At 33.4% G+C, this 17,670-nt stretch carries 12 protein-coding genes and 1 tRNA gene; all 13 read right to left on the minus strand.

The features are described 5' to 3' along the window. Positions 1–12 precede the first annotated feature (12 nt). The 13 genes from rpoC to AACP42_RS01500 all read right to left on the minus strand — a co-directional run bounded on the left by rpoC (position 13) and on the right by AACP42_RS01500 (position 17,666). Entirely contained in the window at positions 13–4,074 is a 4,062-nt protein-coding gene (rpoC, locus tag AACP42_RS01440; protein WP_212775422.1) for a DNA-directed RNA polymerase subunit beta', read from the minus strand. Between the two features lie 2 nt (positions 4,075–4,076). Next, positions 4,077–7,898 (minus strand): DNA-directed RNA polymerase subunit beta, encoded by a 3,822-nt coding sequence (locus AACP42_RS01445; protein ID WP_212775423.1) that lies wholly within the window; start codon positions 7,896–7,898, stop codon positions 4,077–4,079. A gap of 169 nt (positions 7,899–8,067) precedes the next feature. Continuing rightward, entirely contained in the window at positions 8,068–8,445 is a 378-nt protein-coding gene (gene rplL / locus AACP42_RS01450; RefSeq protein ID WP_042067771.1) for a 50S ribosomal protein L7/L12, read from the minus strand. A gap of 44 nt (positions 8,446–8,489) precedes the next feature. Continuing rightward, on the minus strand, positions 8,490–8,999 hold the full coding sequence (gene rplJ, locus AACP42_RS01455) for a 50S ribosomal protein L10 (RefSeq protein WP_212775424.1): 510 nt from the start codon (positions 8,997–8,999) through the stop codon (positions 8,490–8,492). A 39-nt stretch (positions 9,000–9,038) separates the two neighbouring features. Beyond that, positions 9,039–9,731 carry a 50S ribosomal protein L1 gene (gene rplA, locus AACP42_RS01460; RefSeq protein ID WP_212509055.1) on the minus strand — a complete coding sequence of 231 codons (693 nt, stop codon included), beginning with the start codon at positions 9,729–9,731 and terminating at the stop codon, positions 9,039–9,041. A 93-nt stretch (positions 9,732–9,824) separates the two neighbouring features. Beyond that, the gene (gene rplK, locus AACP42_RS01465) at positions 9,825–10,250 is read right to left on the minus strand and encodes a 50S ribosomal protein L11 (RefSeq protein WP_212509011.1); all 426 of its coding nucleotides are present in this window, start codon (positions 10,248–10,250) and stop codon (positions 9,825–9,827) included. A gap of 197 nt (positions 10,251–10,447) precedes the next feature. Continuing rightward, positions 10,448–11,062 carry a transcription termination/antitermination protein NusG gene (nusG, locus tag AACP42_RS01470; protein ID WP_212775425.1) on the minus strand — a complete coding sequence of 205 codons (615 nt, stop codon included), beginning with the start codon at positions 11,060–11,062 and terminating at the stop codon, positions 10,448–10,450. Position 11,063: 1 nt separating this feature from the next. Continuing rightward, positions 11,064–11,474, minus strand: coding sequence for a preprotein translocase subunit SecE (gene secE / locus AACP42_RS01475; RefSeq protein ID WP_212775426.1), 411 nt, complete (start codon positions 11,472–11,474; stop codon positions 11,064–11,066). Between the two features lie 16 nt (positions 11,475–11,490). Continuing rightward, the gene (gene rpmG / locus AACP42_RS01480; protein ID WP_212509008.1) at positions 11,491–11,637 is read right to left on the minus strand and encodes a 50S ribosomal protein L33; all 147 of its coding nucleotides are present in this window, start codon (positions 11,635–11,637) and stop codon (positions 11,491–11,493) included. A gap of 261 nt (positions 11,638–11,898) precedes the next feature. After that, positions 11,899–12,606, minus strand: a complete 708-nt coding sequence (gene rlmB, locus AACP42_RS01485; RefSeq protein WP_212775427.1) for a 23S rRNA (guanosine(2251)-2'-O)-methyltransferase RlmB — start codon at positions 12,604–12,606, stop codon at positions 11,899–11,901. A 5-nt stretch (positions 12,607–12,611) separates the two neighbouring features. Continuing rightward, entirely contained in the window at positions 12,612–15,059 is a 2,448-nt protein-coding gene (locus AACP42_RS01490) for an HAD-IC family P-type ATPase (protein WP_212775428.1), read from the minus strand. A gap of 83 nt (positions 15,060–15,142) precedes the next feature. Next, entirely contained in the window at positions 15,143–17,290 is a 2,148-nt protein-coding gene (locus AACP42_RS01495; protein WP_212775429.1) for a polyribonucleotide nucleotidyltransferase, read from the minus strand. Between the two features lie 299 nt (positions 17,291–17,589). Continuing rightward, positions 17,590–17,666: transfer RNA gene (locus tag AACP42_RS01500), tRNA-Asn, on the minus strand. Positions 17,667–17,670 lie beyond the last annotated feature (4 nt).

Consider the following 17,670-nt stretch of genomic DNA (forward strand, 5'->3'; position numbering starts at 1 on the left):
TCCTTTCTTTTTTTAATTTTGGTAAGTTTTTTCAGCAAGTTCAGAAGTGGTTGCAGGTTCTTTTGGATATTTAAATAAAGTAGTTTCTAAAATACCTGTTCCTGCAGGAATTAAGCCACCAATAATAACATTTTCTTTAAGTCCGTAAAGATGGTCGGTTTTTCCTTTGATGGCAGCATCGATTAGAATTTTAGTAGTTTCTTGGAAAGATGCAGCTGACAGTAAAGAATCACTTCTTAAAGAAGAACGCGTAATTCCTAAAATAATGGGGCGCCCCACTGCTAAAAGTTTGTTTTCTTCTAACATTTTTAAATTAGCTTTTTTAAAGTTATTAATAGAAATTTCTGTGCCAGGTAAAAGTTGAGTATCACCTTCATCAATAATTAAAATTTGTTTAAACATTTGGTGAATAATAATTTCGATGTGTTTGTCGCTGATATAAACATTTTGGGCACGATAAACTTTTTGTACTTCTTCTAAGATGTATTTTTGAGCCTCTGTTGTGCCTGCCACTCTTAAAAGTTCTTTTAGATCAACCGAACCAGAAGTTAGTTTTTGACCGGGATAAACACTGTTGTTTTTACTTACTAAAATATCGACATTAGGTTCCAAAATATAACGGTGCTCTGTGTCAGGGTCATTTTCTTCTGTGATTACAATTTCTGGATTTTGGGAACGGATTTTATCAATTTTTTTGATTTTTCCTTTTAATTCGCTGATTAGCGCTTTTCCTTTAGGTTTGCGTACTTCAAATAATTCTTCGATCCTTGGAAGACCTTGAGTAATATCTGAGGCAGAAGCAACTCCTCCAGTATGGAAAGTTCTCATAGTTAATTGAGTTCCTGGTTCCCCAATGGATTGAGCAGCAATAACACCAACAGCTTCGCCAATTTCTACTAATTTATTGGTAGCTAGATTGACGCCGTAGTCTTTGGCGCAAATACCATATTCACAATTACAAGTTAAAATGCTTCTAATAGGAACTTTTTTAATTTTGGCAGTAATAACTTCTTGGGCTTTGGACTCAGTAATTAATTCATTGCGCGCTATAATAAGGGCGTTGGTTTTGGGATGACAAATGTCGCAACTAGCAAAGCGTCCCATAATGCGTTGTTTGAGGGAAACAATTTCTTTGCCGTCGCTAATCATAGCTTCTACAACAAAACCGCGGTCACTATTGCAGTCTTCTTTGATAACAACAATATCTTGAGTTACGTCAACTAAACGACGCGTTAGATAACCTGACTCGGCTGTTTTGAGGGCAGTGTCAGTTGAACCTTTACGGGCTCCGTGAGTAGAGATGAAAAACTCAGAAACTTTCAGACCTTCTCGGAAAGAAGCTTTAACAGGGACTTCAATAATTTCACCTTTAGGGTTATTCATTAACCCTCTCATCCCTGCTAATTGAGTAAAGTTAGAAACACTACCACGTGCGCCACTTTCGCTCATCATAAAAATGTGGTTGTCTTGTTGAAATTCTTTCATCAAGCCTTCTTGAATTTCATCACGAATAGTTTTCCATTCGTTAATTACTAAACGACGACGTTCGGCATCTGTTAAAAAACCATCGTTGTACCAAGTCTCAATTTGAATATTGCGGGCTTCTACTTCTTGTAACAATTCTTGTTTATTGGAGTAAGTATTGATGTCTGCAAATGAAACTGTAATTCCTGCGATAGTAGAATACTTGAAACCTAAGTTTTTGATGTGATCTAGCATTTTGGAAGTTTCTGTAATTTTCATTTGTTTGAAAAAACATGCAATAATCATAGATAGGAATTTTTTGTTAAAAGGTTTAGGGGTGGGAAGTTTTTTTAGGAATTGTTTGGGGTTGGTTCCTGGAGCTAAAAAATAAGCATCAGGGGTTTTGACATCCAAATTAAACTGAGTTGGTTCGTTAATGTAGGGGAAACTTGGAGGCAAAATGTCATTAAAAATTAATTTTCCTAAAGTAGTCATTAAATATTTTTGACGTTGTTCTTCGGTAAATGATAAATTAATTGCTTGTGGTTTGATAAAAATTCTTGTGTGAAGGTGGATTTCTTTATTTTGATAAGCGGTTTTGGCTTCGTTGATGTCAGCAAAAAAAGCTCCTTCATTGCGATGTTTGTATTGGTGTTCTGCAGTTCTTTGGGCAGCATCATAGCTGTTTATAGTGCGATCTTTTTTTTCTTCAATGGTTAAATAGTAGTTTCCTAAAACCATATCTTGGGAAGGTGTTACTACTGGATTACCATTTTTAGGGTCTAAAATGTTGTTCGAAACAAGCATCAATAAGCGTGCTTCGGCTTGGGCTTCTAAAGAAAGAGGAACATAAATTGCCATCTGGTCGCCATCAAAATCAGCATTAAAGGCAGGCGTAACTAAAGGGTGGAGGCGAATGGCTTTACCGTCAATTAATTTAGGATCAAAAGCTTGAATTCCTAAACGGTGTAGTGTTGGGGCGCGGTTTAAAAGGACCGGGTGTTCTTTGACTACTTCTTCTAAGGCGTTCCAAACTTCTTCATTCATTTTTTCATAAATGGTGTTGGCGTTTTTTTTGTCAATGCCTTTGGTTTCTTGTAGTTTTTTCAAAATGAAAGGTTTGAACAAAATAATTGCCATTTCACGAGGCACACCGCATTGGTGCATTTCTAAATCAGGACCTACAATAATTACGGATCGTCCCGAATAATCCACTCTTTTACCTAAAAGATTTTGACGGAAACGCCCTTGTTTACCGCGTAGCATTTCGGATAAAGATTTAAGCGGGCGATTTTTTTCGACGTTGTTAACGTTTTTTTTGCTAGTTTTGGCATTATCAAATAAAGCATCAACTGCTTCTTGTAGCATTCTTTTTTCATTTTTAATGATTAAACGAGGGGCTTTTTGGAGCATTTGTTTTTTTAAACGATTGTTGCGATTAAGGATGCGGCGGTAAAGATCGTTGACTTCAGTAGTGGCAAAACGACCACCATCTAAAGGAACCATCGGTCTTAATCCCGGAGGCAATACAGGAATAACATCCATTACCATCCATTCAGGTTTGTTGTCTGATTGATGAAAAGATTCGATGATTTCTAGTCTTTTAATAATGTTTTCTCTTTTTTGTTTGGAATTTTCCGATAAAGATTTGCGAAGGACTTTGATAGTTTTTTCTAAATTGAGATTTTCTAGTAATTTTTTAACCGCTTCGGCACCTGTTAAAGCTACAAAAGCGTTTCCAAATTCATAAAGAGCTTCACTGTATTGGGTTTCTGTAATAATTTCTTTAGGTTTGAATTCGGTTTTTCCAGGATCAATTACAACGTAAGAAACATAATAAACTATTTCTTCTAATTGTTTAGTTTTGATGTTTAAAAGAATAGCTAAACGGCTGGGAGAAGAGTTAAGGTACCAAGTGTGGACGATGGGGGTTTGTAATTCGATGTGTCCCATTCTTTCACGACGCACTTTGGTTTCGGTAAATTCAACTCCACATTTGTTACAAAATTGACTTTTGATGTTGACTTGTTTTTTAGAACAAGCACATTGGAAATCAACTACTGGACCAAAAATCTTTTGACAAAATAATCCTGATATCTCTGGTTTATAGGTGCGATAGTTAATTGTTTCGTAGCTAGTAACCTCACCATAAGACCACTGTCTGATTTCTTCAGGAGCAGCTAAACGGATTTTAAAATAATCATAATCTCTACTACCGTATTCTTTGTCAGATGAAATAGAAGGGAAGTGGTTGTATAAATTAAATAGGTCGTTTAATTTTTGAAAAGCAAGGGAATTGGTTTCAAATGCTTTTGTAAGGACAGCCATTTTAGTTTGTAAAAGATCTTGAAAATCTTCCATTCCTAGTTCAGTAAGAATGTTAATAACGGCTTCACTCAAATCTAGATTTTGTAAATTGCGAGGTAGGGCGAAGTTTTTGAGGATAGGTAAAACTTCTAAAAAAGCTTCTTGCAGTAAAAGCCTTAACTCTTCTAAAGTAAAAGTGTTAAAATCTTCCAAAGTATTGATTCCAGAAAGTTTTAATTTTTCTAAAACTTGAGATGAAAGATTTAAAGTTTCTACTGAAGTAAATAATCTGTTATCACTCATCTTTAATTATAACCTTCCTTTTTGTAATCAATTAAGGATTTATTAACTTCATTTTCTTTAGTATCGGTTTTGATTAGTTCTACATACAATCCTAAAGATTGCAATTCTTTAATGAAAACTCGGAAGCTTTCAGGAATGCTTGGTTTAGGCAGTGGAGTTCCTTGCACGATGGCACTGTAAGTTTTGTTTCTACCTACAATATCGTCACTTTTAACTGTTAAAATTTCTTGTAAGGTATGAGCAGCTCCATAAGCATAAAGCGCCCATACTTCCATTTCACCGAAGCGTTGTCCACCGTTTTGGACTTTTCCTCCCATAGGTTGTTGGGTCACTAAAGTGTATGGTCCTACGTTTCTGGCATGGAGTTTGTCATCTACCATGTGAGATAATTTAACCATATACATAACTCCTACAGAAATACGACTGTCATAAGGTTCACCGGTGCGTCCGTCATATAAAACCATTTTGCCATCAGGATCTAAATTGGCTTCTTTCATGATTTCTTTAAGGTCGTAGTCATTAACGCCGTCAAAAACAGGAGTTGCCACTTTGATGCCTAATTTTTTGGCAGCCATTCCTAAATGGATTTCTAAAATTTGTCCAATGTTCATCCTACTAGGAACTCCTAAAGGATTTAACATGATATCAATTGGGGTGCCGTCTGCCATATAAGGAAGGTCTTCTTTAGGTAAGATGCGAGAAATTACACCTTTGTTCCCGTGGCGTCCTGCCATTTTGTCGCCTTCGTTGATTTTACGTTTTTTAGCGATGAAAACACGGATGTTTTCGTTGACACCAGCAGGAAGAATATCACCGTTTTTTCTGGAGAAATAATGAACACTTTGAACGATCCCCCCTTCACCAAAAGGAACCCTTAAAGAAGAGTCTTTGTATTCGCGGGCTTTTTCACCAATTACAATTTGAATTAATTTTTCAGAAGGAGAAGGTTCAATGTTTCCTTGAGGAGTTATTTTACCTACTAAAATATCTCCTTCTTTAACTTCGGAACCAGGAATAATAATTCCTCTTTCGTCAAGGTTTTTAATAGCATCAGCGCCCACGTTGGGAACTTCTCTAGTGATTTCTTCTTGACCGCTACCTTTTTTTAATTCTCTAGTTTGAACTTCGTATTTATCAATGTGGATTGAAGTGTAGACATCGTGTTTGACTAATTCTTCTGACATAATGATGGCATCTTCATAGTTATAACCTTCCCAAGTCATAAAAGCCACTGTAACATTTCTGCCAAGTGCTAATTCGCCTTGAGATGTAGAAGGTCCACTTACTAAAATATCGCCTTCATTGATTTGTTCTCCCAAAACTACAATCGGTTTTTGCAATACTAAAGTGTCTTGGTTGGATTTGGCAAAATTGATGAGGGTGTATTCGGCTTGGTGTTCTTTGTAGTTGTTCTCGTATAAAGCCTTGGCTTGGGCGTAGGTAAATTCTTGGGTAGTATCGTAAAGGGTTTTGCCATTTAATGAAACATTTTGGTTGGGTTTTTTAGTGATAATTATTTTTTGAGCATCAACATAAGTAACAAATCCTGATTCGCGAGCAATAATTAAGCAACCTGAGTCTTTGGCAGCGCGATATTCAACACCTGTTCCTACAATAGGAGATTCAGGGATTAATAAAGGGACTGCTTGACGTTGCATGTTGGCTCCCATTAAAGCTCTGGAAGCGTCGTTGTGTTCTAAAAAGGGGATCGAAGAAGTTGCAACAGAGACAATTTGTTTAGGAGAAACGTCAGCATATGTTATTTGGCTTCTTTCAAAAATGCCTGTTTCACCGTTGCTACGAGCAATTATTTTTTTGTCTTTAAAAGCATTATTGGCATCCAAAACAAACCCAGCTGAGGCAATAATTTCTTCTTTTTCTTGGTCAGCTGTTAAATAATCTATGTGGCGCGAAAGGGTAGTTTTCCCGTCTTGGTGCAAAACCTTAAAGAAAGGAGTTTGGATAAAACCGCACTTATTGACTTTGGCATAAGTGGAAAGGGATGTGATAAGTCCGATGGAAGGTCCTTCAGGAGTTTCAATGGGGCATAATCTGCCGTAGTGGGAATTGTGCACGTCGCGCACTTCAATGCCTGCACGATCACGATTAATTCCTCCGATACCTAAAGCTGATACCCTTCTTTTTTGGGTTAATTCTGCTAAAGGATTGATTTGATCCATGAATTGCGATAAGCGTGAACTTGTGAAAAAAGTTTTGATTACACTCATTAAAAAAGTAAAATTAACTAGGTCTCCTGGACCGTTAACTTCGCTGAATTTGCTAGTGGAAATCATATCTTTGATATTTTTTTCAGCTCTGGTAAGACCAATTCGGAATTGGTTTTTTAACAATTCTCCAATTAATCTTAAACGACGATTCCCTAAATGATCAATATCATCAACAGTGCCTACGTTTTCATAAAGATTCAAATAATAATTAATACTTGCAATAACATCTGATAAAGTGATGTGTTTTTTGGTTTCTCTTTGGTCGTTTCCAATAAGTTTGACTTTGTGATATAGCTTGCCTGATTCGTCTTTTGAAGTATAGACTTCTAAAATTTCGTTAAAAACTCCTTTACGGTCTGCTTCTTTTTGATAAATATCTTTAGTTCCTAAGAAAAATTTAGATACTTTTTCATCAAGAGTGTGAATATTGTATCTTAAATGATTGATAATATCGTCGTTAACTAAAGTATCTTTAGCTACTAAAACTTCACCAGTACGAGAGTTGATGATGTTAGTTTTGGTGAATAATTCGTTTTTTTGGGGGTTTTTTTTATATGCTAAAATCTCTTCATCAGTTTCGTTTTCTAAATTATGTTTAGCGTCGAAGATTTCTTGGAGCAAAAAATGACGATTTTGTTTCAGGATTGCAATTTTTTCTTTGGTTAAAAGTTCGTCTTGTGCAATTATTATTTCTTGAGTTTTGGGATTGACAAAATCACAAGCTAAATAAGTGTTTTCAGCTCGGGTAAGAACGTCTAGTTTTTTGTTAAATTTGTATCTTCCCACTTTAGCCAGATCGTATTTTTTTTGATCAAAAAGTCTTGTTCTGATAAAATCTCTAGCAGTGTCGACAGGAACTTTTTCGCCTTGACGGATTTTAGAATACAGTTCTACCAAAGCATTGTCTGAGTCCATATCAGTTTCTTTATCAAAAACAGAATCAAGGATAGCGCTTTTGCCAAAGACATTTTCGATTGCTTCTTTGCTGTCAAAACCTAGAGCATAAATAAAATTAGACAAGGGGATTTTTTTGGAACGATCTAGTTTGGCATACAAAATTTCTTTAGAGCCTTCTTCGTATTCAATCCAAGCACCACGTGAAGGAATTACTTGTCCAGAATAAGTGGTTCTGTTGAGTTTGCTGTCAAAATTGCCTGCAAAATACACGCTAGCGGAACGTACAATTTGAGAAACTACTACTCTTTCAGTACCGTTGATAACAAAAGTCCCAGTGGGAGTCATTAGAGGCAATTCAGTAAGTAAAATATTGCTTTGTTTAGTTTCGCCAGTTAAAACATTTTCTAAAGTAGTTTTGACAAATAATTGGGCAACATAACTTATATCTTTAATTTTAGTTTCTTCAATGCTATATTTTGGGGGTGCTAAAAAATAATCATCAAAGTGAATTTTTAAATCCCCATTATAACTTTCAATAGGACAAAAATCCTGCAACAATTCTTTAATACCGTGTTTTAAAAACCAATCAAAAGATTGGTTTTGAATTTCAATTAAATTGGGCAAATCAACATCATAAATTGTTTTAGAATAATTACGACGTTGTGCTTTTTTGCCATATTTGACATTATGATAACCCATCTTATGCTCCTATAAATTATTAATTGGTAGTTTGTTTTGCCAAAATCTTTATTTTTAATTGTGTCTTTGCGATTTTTGGGTTTTGGGGGTGGGGTATAAAAATAAAAACAATGCAAGACTAAAAAACCTGAGAAAACTCAGGTTTTTATATTACTTACAAGATAATAATTTATTGAAGTTCAACAACAGCTCCAGCTTGTTCTAACTTGTTTTTGATATCTTCTGCTAAAGCTTTGGAAACATTTTCTTTTACTTTAGAGTCAGGAACTTTAACAAAATTAGCAGCATCTAGCAAGCCTAATCCTGTTACTTCGCGCACTGTTTTGATAACAGCAAGTTTCTTTTTTTCATCAAAACTTTTCATAACTACTGTGAATTCGGTTTTTTCTTCTACTTCAGCTGCATTATTTGCTCCAGGAGCTGCAACTGCTAAAGCAGTTGGGTCAATTCCAAACTCTTCTTTCAAACCATCTAATAATTCTTTAATCTCTAATAAAGACATTTCTTTTAAAGCCGATACAAAAGCTTCTTTCGTTAACTTAGCCATGTCAATCTCCTTTGTTATAATCTTTTCATTCATAAATTAATTGTTTATTGTTGGGGGTTTTCTTGTTCTTTGGTTTGTACTAACATATTTAGACAAATTGCTAAATGTTGCAAAGGTGCAAACATTGAAGCAGCTAAAAGCGCTAACATTTGTTCTTTTGAAGGCAAAGTAGCTAAGGTGTTTATTTCTTGCAAGGAGACAATTTTTTGTTCCACGATGCCAGAAACTATTTTAACTGCTTTATTTTTTTTAGCAAAATTATAAATCGTTTTGATTGGTTCTAATAATTCTTGGGGACTAATAATTAAAGCTTTTGCTCCTTTTAAAAAGGTAACTAAATCAGTTTGTTTGGCGTTGGTAACAGCTCTTTGCATGATGTTTTTGGGATATACTTTTACTTCACAACTAGTTTTTTTTAACTCACGACGCAGTTGCATAAAAGAGCTTACCGGTAAGCTTGCATATTCAAAAACAATAACTGTTTTGGCAGTGCTAATTTTTTCTTTCAAAACAGCAACTGAATCTATTTTTTTGGCTAACTGAGGTTTTATCATGATTATGCCCTTTCCCTTCCTTCAAAATTTTGATCTTGATTATTGCGAAATTGTAACAGGGTCAATTTTAATACCTGGTGCCATCGTAGTTGAAATAGTAACACTTTTAATGTAAGTGCCTTTCACTGTACGAGGTTTAACAGCCATTAATTGAAGATATAAAGTTTTTAAGTTTTCTAGTAATTTTGTCTCATCAAAAGAAACCTTACCTAATATGGCGTGAATATTCCCGCTTTTGTCTAGGCGGTATTCAATTTTACCATTTTTAATTTCTTTGACTGCTTGTAAAACATCATTTGTTGCAGTACCTGTTTTAGGATTAGGCATTAGTCCTTTGGGTCCTAAAAGACGCCCTAATTTACTTAATTGCGGCATCATTTCGGGAGTAGCAACTAAGACATCAAAATCAAACCAGTTTTTGGCAATTTTATCAATTAAATCTTGGTCGCCTACGTAATCTGCTTGGGCTTCTTGTGCTTGTTTAGCTTGTTCTCCTTTAGCAAGAACTGCTACTTTTAAGACTTTACCAGTGCCATGTGGTAAAACTAAGGCTCCTCTTAAATTTTGATCAACTTTTTTAGGATCTAAATTTAGATGAAAAGCACATTCTACCGCAGCATCAAATTTAGCAACTTGAGTTTGTTTAGCTAAGCTAATAGCTTCTTGAAGCGGATATGTTTTTTTAACATCAAACATTTGTAATGATGCTAAATATTTTTTGCCTCGTTTCATCGCAGTAATTCCTTTCTCAAAACAACTTGACATTTTTTAGAAATTTTTTTAATTTGAAATTTGAATAATTGGGGTAAAAACTATTTTAATATTTTAATCTTTTACTAAAATTCCCATATTACGAGCTGTGCCTTCAATGATTTTGCAAGCTTTTTCAACGCAATAAGCATTTAGATCTGGAAGCTTTAAATTGGCGATTTCTTCTACTTGTTTGTGGCTGATAGTAGCTACTTTGGTTTGACTTGCATTAGCAGAACCAGATTCAATTTTAGCAGCTTTTTTTAAAAGATCACTTGCTGGAGGAGTTTTAGTTACAAAAGCAAATGTTCTGTCCTCATAAACAGAAATGATAACAGGGATAACGAAACCCATTTGATCTTTAGTTGTTTCGTTAAATTGGGAACAAAAAGCAGGAATATTAACTTGGGCTTGCCCTAAAGCAGGTCCTACTGGAGGAGCTGGATTAGCTTTTCCTGCAGGAATTTGTAATTTTACCGTTTTAACAACTTTTTTAGCCATAAAAAACCTTTCTTTGGAACGAGGACTTGAAATAAAAAACTTGATAATTTGAGTTGTTTATTCTTTGTTTGCGTTTCATTAAATTTGGAATATTGTTGATATTGTCACATAAAAAAATATGATAAAATTTTTTAGACAACTTATTTTAACATAAATTTTAAATATTTGATAAAAAAATGTTAGAAATTATGAAAAAATTAAGATATTTCTTTGAAGTCGTTGAAAGAAATATCTACTGGAGTTGCTCTACCAAACAAATCTACTTCCACTGTCATTTTTTCACGGTCGTCATCAATACTTGATACTTGCCCTATTTGACCCGAAAAAGAACCAGAAATAATTTCTACTTTTTTGCCGATAAAATTTTTATAATCGGGTTTATTGATGATGCCCATTTTTAATAAAACAGGATTGATTTCGTTTTCAGATAAAGGAACTGGTTTAGAACCCATCCCTCTGGAACCTAAAAAACCAGTAATTCGCGGAGTGTTTCTGACAACAAACCAAGATCGGTCAGTAATCATCATTTGAATAAAAACGTACCCGGGGTACATTTTACGCTCTTTTTTAACCTTTTTTCCATCCAAACGAGTTTCATAATATGCTTCTTTGGGAGACAAAACATTAGATACTAAATCACCTATGCCAATGCTTTCGACTCTTCTTAACAAATCGTCTTTTACAACATTTTCATAACCTGAATAAGTTTGAGCAATATACCATTTAAGGTGACATGTATTTTGGGAGTCTTTTTCTTGATCTTGTTGAACTTGCGCTTGTGTCTCTTTTATTTGTTTTTCTGTTTTATTCATTTTATTTGCTCAACAAATTTTTAATTTTGACACAAAATTGGGTTAATTTGCCAATAACATAAGAATCTATGGCATGAACAAAAAGGATTAAGAACAATGTGAAAAAAATAACTTGTAATGTTTTAAACAAAATTTGTTTTAAGGAAGGCCAACTAATGTTACAAATTTGCAAAAATGCATCTTTGAAAAAAGCAAATGAACCTATCGCAAAAATAAAAACACTCAAAAGAACTAAAGCACAAGGCAATGCCCAATGCATAGTTTCAAACTGTTTTTGTTGCCATAATTGCCCACAAAGAGCAAGAGACAAAATAGAAGTGGTAATGAGTAAAATATTGAGCCAACTATATTCTCTTTTGATTACTTCTAATAACTGATTTGGTTTGTTTTCGCTTACTATTTTAATTCCCATAAAGTTAAAAACTCCTTTACTTAGTTTCTTGATGCAAAGTGTGTTTGTTGCAATAAGAGCAATATTTTTTTAAAGTTAAACGTTTTGAGTTTGGATTGGCTCGTGGTTTGGTGTTGTAATTGCGGTTTAGACACAAAACACAAACTAAAATATTTTTTTTCAAAAAAATAGCTCCTTTTATGTTAGAAAGTTGAAAAAACATTAATTTATTTTCAAAACATCTTTTTTTATTATATCATAAATCAGTGTTTTTGTGCAAAAAATAAAATATAAAAATTACTTTGTGCAAAAAAATATCCCGGGGAGAAAATATTTAGAATGTTGGATGAAAGATGGTAAGAAAACTAACAGTAACCCAAATTAGATAAATGATTAGCTGCTTAAAAAAGCTAGTGATTAGTTTGTTTTTTGGAGGAGGCAAGGGTTAATTATCGCCAAAAATAAAAGTGGAGTAGATCATTAATGCAGCAGCAACACTTACATTTAAAGAATTGATTTTTCCATACATAGGAATTTTAACCAACAAATCACATTGCTGTTTTAATAAATGTCTAATGCCTATTCCTTCGTTGCCAACAATAATAGCCAAAGAACTGTTTTTAGGGATTTGGTGAAAAGATTGGGAAGAATTGCTATCAGTACCAACGATTAAAACTTGATTTTTTTTTAGTTTTAAAATGGTTTGATGCAAATTAGTAACTAAAAAAACTTTAGTGTATTCCAAGGCACCACAAGAAATTTTGGCAACTGTGGAATTGAGTGGGGCTTGATGTTTTTTACTCATAATAACACCATCCAAAGCACAAGCTTCAACAGTTCTTAAAATGGCTCCTAAGTTATGAGGGTCATTAATGGCGTCTAAAATTAAGAATTTTTGGAATTTGGCAGAATCTAAATAAGTGTCTAAGTCGTAAAAAGTGTAGTCACAAACATTGGCAGCGACTCCTTGATGGGTTTTTTGTTTGGTTAGATCATATAAAAACTTTTTGTCAACTAATTGATAAGCAATATTGTGTTTTTTCAAAAACATTATAAAAAGATGGTCTTTAATTTTTTCATCTAAATATAGTTGATAAATTTTTCTCTGCGCTTTAATTGCTTCTTTGATGGGGTTTTTTCCGTAAATAATCATATTAATTATTTGTTTTCTTTCGATTTTGTAGTTTTTGTTGGATGGGGTTTTTGGGAGATTTGGGTTATGACAAGGGATAAAATGATGATTAAAACTAATAAAACTTTTTCAAGTTTATCGAATTGAAACATTTCTTCAAAAACATCCAAAATAAATGAAGCTGTCATAAATCCTATTAACATTGCTACAAATAAAAGTAATTTAGCTAGATTTAAAGGTTGAGAAATTCTAAATAAAACAGTAAATAAAATGAAGGTGGAAAGCAAAATAACAAAATTAGAAACTGTTTCTAATTGTTTGAAATCGGGAGTTTGGGTTGATACAAAACCAATTCGCACACCAAAAGTTAAGACATAACTAATAAAAGCTAGACTTGCATAGGGAAAGGCTTTTTTGAGATTATTAAGTAAAAAGTTTTTGCTGATAATTTCGTTGTTTTTTTCAAAAGATAAAAAAAGCGAAGGAATGCCAATTGACCAATAATCCATGACAAATTGTAATTTCAAAGGTGATAATGGATAGTAGCAAGGACGTCTTAAAAAATTAAATAAAATAACAGCAACTGCAAGCATAAAAGCAATAATAGTTTTGGTAAAAAACAAAATAGAGATTTTATCTAAATTGTTAATAATTCTTCTGCCTTCAAAAACTACTTTAGGCATGGAAGAAAAATTAGAATCCATCAAAACTAAATTAGCAATATTACAAGTAGCTTGGCTGCCTGATGCCATCGCAATGGAAAGATCGGCTTCTTTTAGGGCTAAAATATCGTTTACACCATCGCCTGTCATGGCAACTTTTTGTCCTGCTTGTTTAAAAGTTTGGATTAAGATTTTTTTTTGTTGGGGCGAAGTTCTTCCAAAAACATTATATTTAGTAGCTATTTGGATAACTTCTTGGTCAGAAAGTCCTTCTAAACTGATGGTTTTATAAGCATCAATAATACCTACTCTTTGAGCTATTTGAGAAACTGCCACATGATTATCACCAGAAATTACTTTAACACAAACGCCATTTTTCTGGAAAAAATCAATGGTAGTAACTGCGTCTTTTTTAATAGTATCTTTGATGATAATTAAAGCTAAAGGAATGCATGGGATGTCGTGTAATTTTTGGTTTTTACAAGTTATTTGAGAAATACAAGGCTCAGGGCTTTTGGCTAATAAAAGCACTCGATAACCTGATTTAGTGTAAGTTTCAAAATCTTTTTGAATAATGTTAAAATTGTTTTTTAAAATGAATTCAGGAGCCCCCAAAAAAATGGTTCCTAAATTGTTAAATTCAACTGCACTATATTTTCTTTTGCTGGACAAAGGAAGATTTTGGGAGGGTTGATAAGGAGTTGAAGTAGGAAAAGTATTGGGGCTAAATTTGTTTATTAAAGCATTATAAGTACTATTAGAAGTGGGGCAAGCAGATAAAAAAGAGTTCATTAATTTAGTAAAATCAAGTTCTTTAGGGTGATAAGGAATGACTTTTTTAACTTGCATAGTGCCATCAGTAATAGTTCCTGTTTTGTCGAGGCATAAAGTGTTTATTTGAGCTAACATTTCGATTCCAAATAGATTTTGGGCATAAGTTTTTTGTTTTGCTAAACGTACAAAACCTACTGCCAAAGAAATGTTAGTCAGCAAAAAAAGTCCCAAAGGAAGCATTGCTATCATCATGCCACACAAACCTAGTAAGGAATTTTGCCTGAAACCTGATATTTTATTATTTTCTTTATTAAAAGCAAAAAAAGCTAAAATAATAGCAAAAAGTGTGACGAAAATAATGATTGTTTTGATTAACGAAGATAAGTTTTGCATTAAAGGAGTGGTCGGTTTTTTGTATTTTTTAGCTTCTTGGGAAACTTTTTCAATATACATATCACTTCCTACAGCTACAATTTCGGCATAACTTTGACCTGATACCACGTAGCTACCAGAGTATAAAAAATCATTTTCTTTTTTGATAACTAATTTAGATTCACCAGTTAAAAGTGATTCGTTAACTTCTAAAACACCCGATTTTACCTTGGCATCAGCTGCAATTTGTTCTCCTGCTTCCAAAAATAAAAGATCTCCCAAAACTAAATCAGAAGCAAAAACCTTTTCTTTTTGACTATTTCTTATTACTTGAGAATGGTTTTTTATCAACAAAGATACTTTGTCAAGAGTTATTTTAGCTTTAATTTCTTGAATAACACTAATAAAAACATTGGTTAAAGAAACTACTAAAAAAAATAAATGTTCATATTGTTCTATGAAAATAATGATTAATGCTACAATTAAAATCAACAAATTAAGATAATTAAATAAATTACTAAATAAAATATCTTTAATACTTTTAGAATTTTTATAGTTAGAAACATTAACTTGACCCGCAGTTTTTTTTTGTTCTACTTGCTTGTTAGTTAGTCCTGTAAAGTTTTGTTTTGTTGCGATATTGGGATTATTTAAAGATTCATTCATGCACTAACACCACACTTTTCTTAAATGATATCGGTATTTTTTTATAAATTAATGGGTATTGGTAATAATTTTTGAAAGCCAAACTAAGAGTTTTTTTCTTGTGTATTTTTGGGCAAAAGCAAAAAATCAATTCTTCCGCGGTCGTTGATTTTAGTGCATTTAACCGAAACTGTTTCACCTATTTTTAAAACATCGGTGATTTTTTGAAATTTCATTTGATTAACGTGGATAAGTCCTTCGATTCCTGGACAAACTTGTGCCACAGCTCCAATCATTTTTCCTTGTTTGTCACTTAAAAAACGCAAAATAGAGGCTTGATAACAAGTGCCTATTTGAATTTCTTGGATTAAACTTTCAATAAAAGCGACTGTTTTTTTGACTGTTTCTAAGTTGGAATGCATTAAAAAAACGCGTCCGTCTTGTTCAATATCGATTTTTACACCATCATGAGATTCAATAATTTGATTGATGATTTTGCCACCACTTCCAATAATATCACGAATTTTTTCTGGTTTGATTTGCATCATACAAACTTTAGGGGCGTACTTCGAAACTTCTAAACGAGGTTGAGAAATTGTTTGGCTCATGTGTTCTAAAATATGAAGGCGTCCTTTTTTGGCTTGCAAAAAAGCTTCTTGCAAAATTTTAAAAGGGATTCCTTGAATTTTAAGATCCATTTGTAAAGCAGTAATTCCTTTATTGGTGCCTGCGATTTTTAAATCCATGTCTCCAACGTGGTCTTCTAAACCTTGGATATCGCTTAAAATAACGTATTTATTCGTTGCTTGGTCAAAAACTAATCCTACTGACATTCCTGCAACTGCTTTTTTTAAAGGAACTCCTGATGCCATTAATGCCAAAGAAGAAGCACAAACAGTGGCTTGAGAAGAAGAGCCGTTAGATTCTAGAATTTCAGAAACTACTCTAATAGTGTAGGGGAAGTCTTTTTCTTCGGGCAAAACTTGAGATATGGCTTTTTCGGCAAGAGTGCCGTGTCCGATTTCTCGTCTACTAGGGGCAGTATAACGACCAACTGCACCAACTGAAAAAGGAGGAAAGTTGTAATGAAGCATAAAACGTTTATTTTGTTCGTCGCTTAGACCGTCAATAATTTTGCTTTCTGATAAACATCCTAAGGTCACTGCAGCAAGGCTTTGGGTTTGTCCTCTAGTAAACAAAGCAGAACCATGAGCGCGGGGCAACAAATCAATTTGAGATTCAAGAGTTCTTATTTCTTCTAATCCTCTTTTATCTGGTCTTATTTTTTCTTGCAAAATTAAAGAACGTGTTTCTTGTTTGGATAATTTTTGAAATAGGGTTTCTGTTGTTTGTAAATGTTTTTTGTGGGCTTCGTAATCAAAAACAGTGGTAGTGTCAATAGTTTTGAAAAAAGGAGTTTGTTTGGCTTGATCTAGGATTTGTTCTTTTAATTGCTGTAAATCGTTTTTGCTATTGCAACTTAAAATAGCTTGTTTAACTTGGGATTGGTGTTTGGCAAAAAAGGTTTGTTGTTGGGTTTGTTCGGTTTGGTGCAAGGTGTTTGTTATTTTAGCAGGTGCAAATTGTTGCTTGATATTTTCTTGAAATAAGCACAGTTTTTTAATATATTGGTGAGCAAAATTAATGGCTTCTAAAAAGTCTTGTTCGCTAACTTCATTGGCGTGTGCTTCTATCATAGTAACGTTGTGTTTGGTACCTGCAACCATCAAATGTAGAGTAGAATTGGCAAGTTGTTGCAAAGTGGGATTGATGATAAACTTGTCGTTGATTTTTCCTACATAAACTCCGGAAATAGCTTCAAAAAGGGGGATTTCAGAAATCAATAGAGAAAGAGAGCTTCCAAGCATGGAGGCAAGCTCGCTTTTAAAATCGGGGTCTAGGCTTAAAACTGTATTAATTACTTGCACTTCTTGTTGAAAATAATCAGGGAATAGGGGGCGTAAAGAACGGTCGATGAGGCGTGAAGTGAGGATTTCGTGATCGTTGGAACGTCCTTCTCGGCGTAAAAAACTGCCAGGAATTTTTCCAGCAGCATATAATTTTTCTTGATAAATAACAGTAAGAGGTAAAAAATCAAGATTATTGGGTTTGCGACTAAAAACAGTAGTTGTAAGAACCACTGTATCTTGGTAGCGTACTAAAATGGAAGCATCAACGTTTCTGGCGTAAGTTCCTATTTCGACTTGAAAAGAATCTTTTAAATTAGTAGTTTCAAAAACTTTTTTTAACACTTGAGATACTCCTTTAAGTAACTGGGTTGGGATTGGGGGAATTTTGGATGTGATAAAAAAAATATATAAAAATAAAAAGCTAGAGTTTGAATTGATTTCAACAAACTAGCTTAATAATTAGATAATTATTTTAATTTTAAGTGATATTTATAAAAAATCAATTTAAAATTATTTTCTTAAAAAAAAGAGAATTTTGTTAAAAAAATAAGCCAATCATTGATTGTAAAATTGACTTAATAAATTAGAAAATACTAATTTAAAAATGGGTTTCAAGGACAAAAGAAAAAACACAAAAAAGATGGCGCCCACGCTAGGACTCGAACCTAGGACCCTCTGATTAACAGTCAGATGCTCTAACCAACTGAGCTACGTAGGCAGTT

Origin of the sequence: Hydrangea phyllody phytoplasma (genome assembly GCF_036985185.1) — a bacterium.
Classification (GTDB): domain Bacteria; phylum Bacillota_I; class Bacilli_A; order Acholeplasmatales; family Acholeplasmataceae; genus Phytoplasma; species Phytoplasma asteris.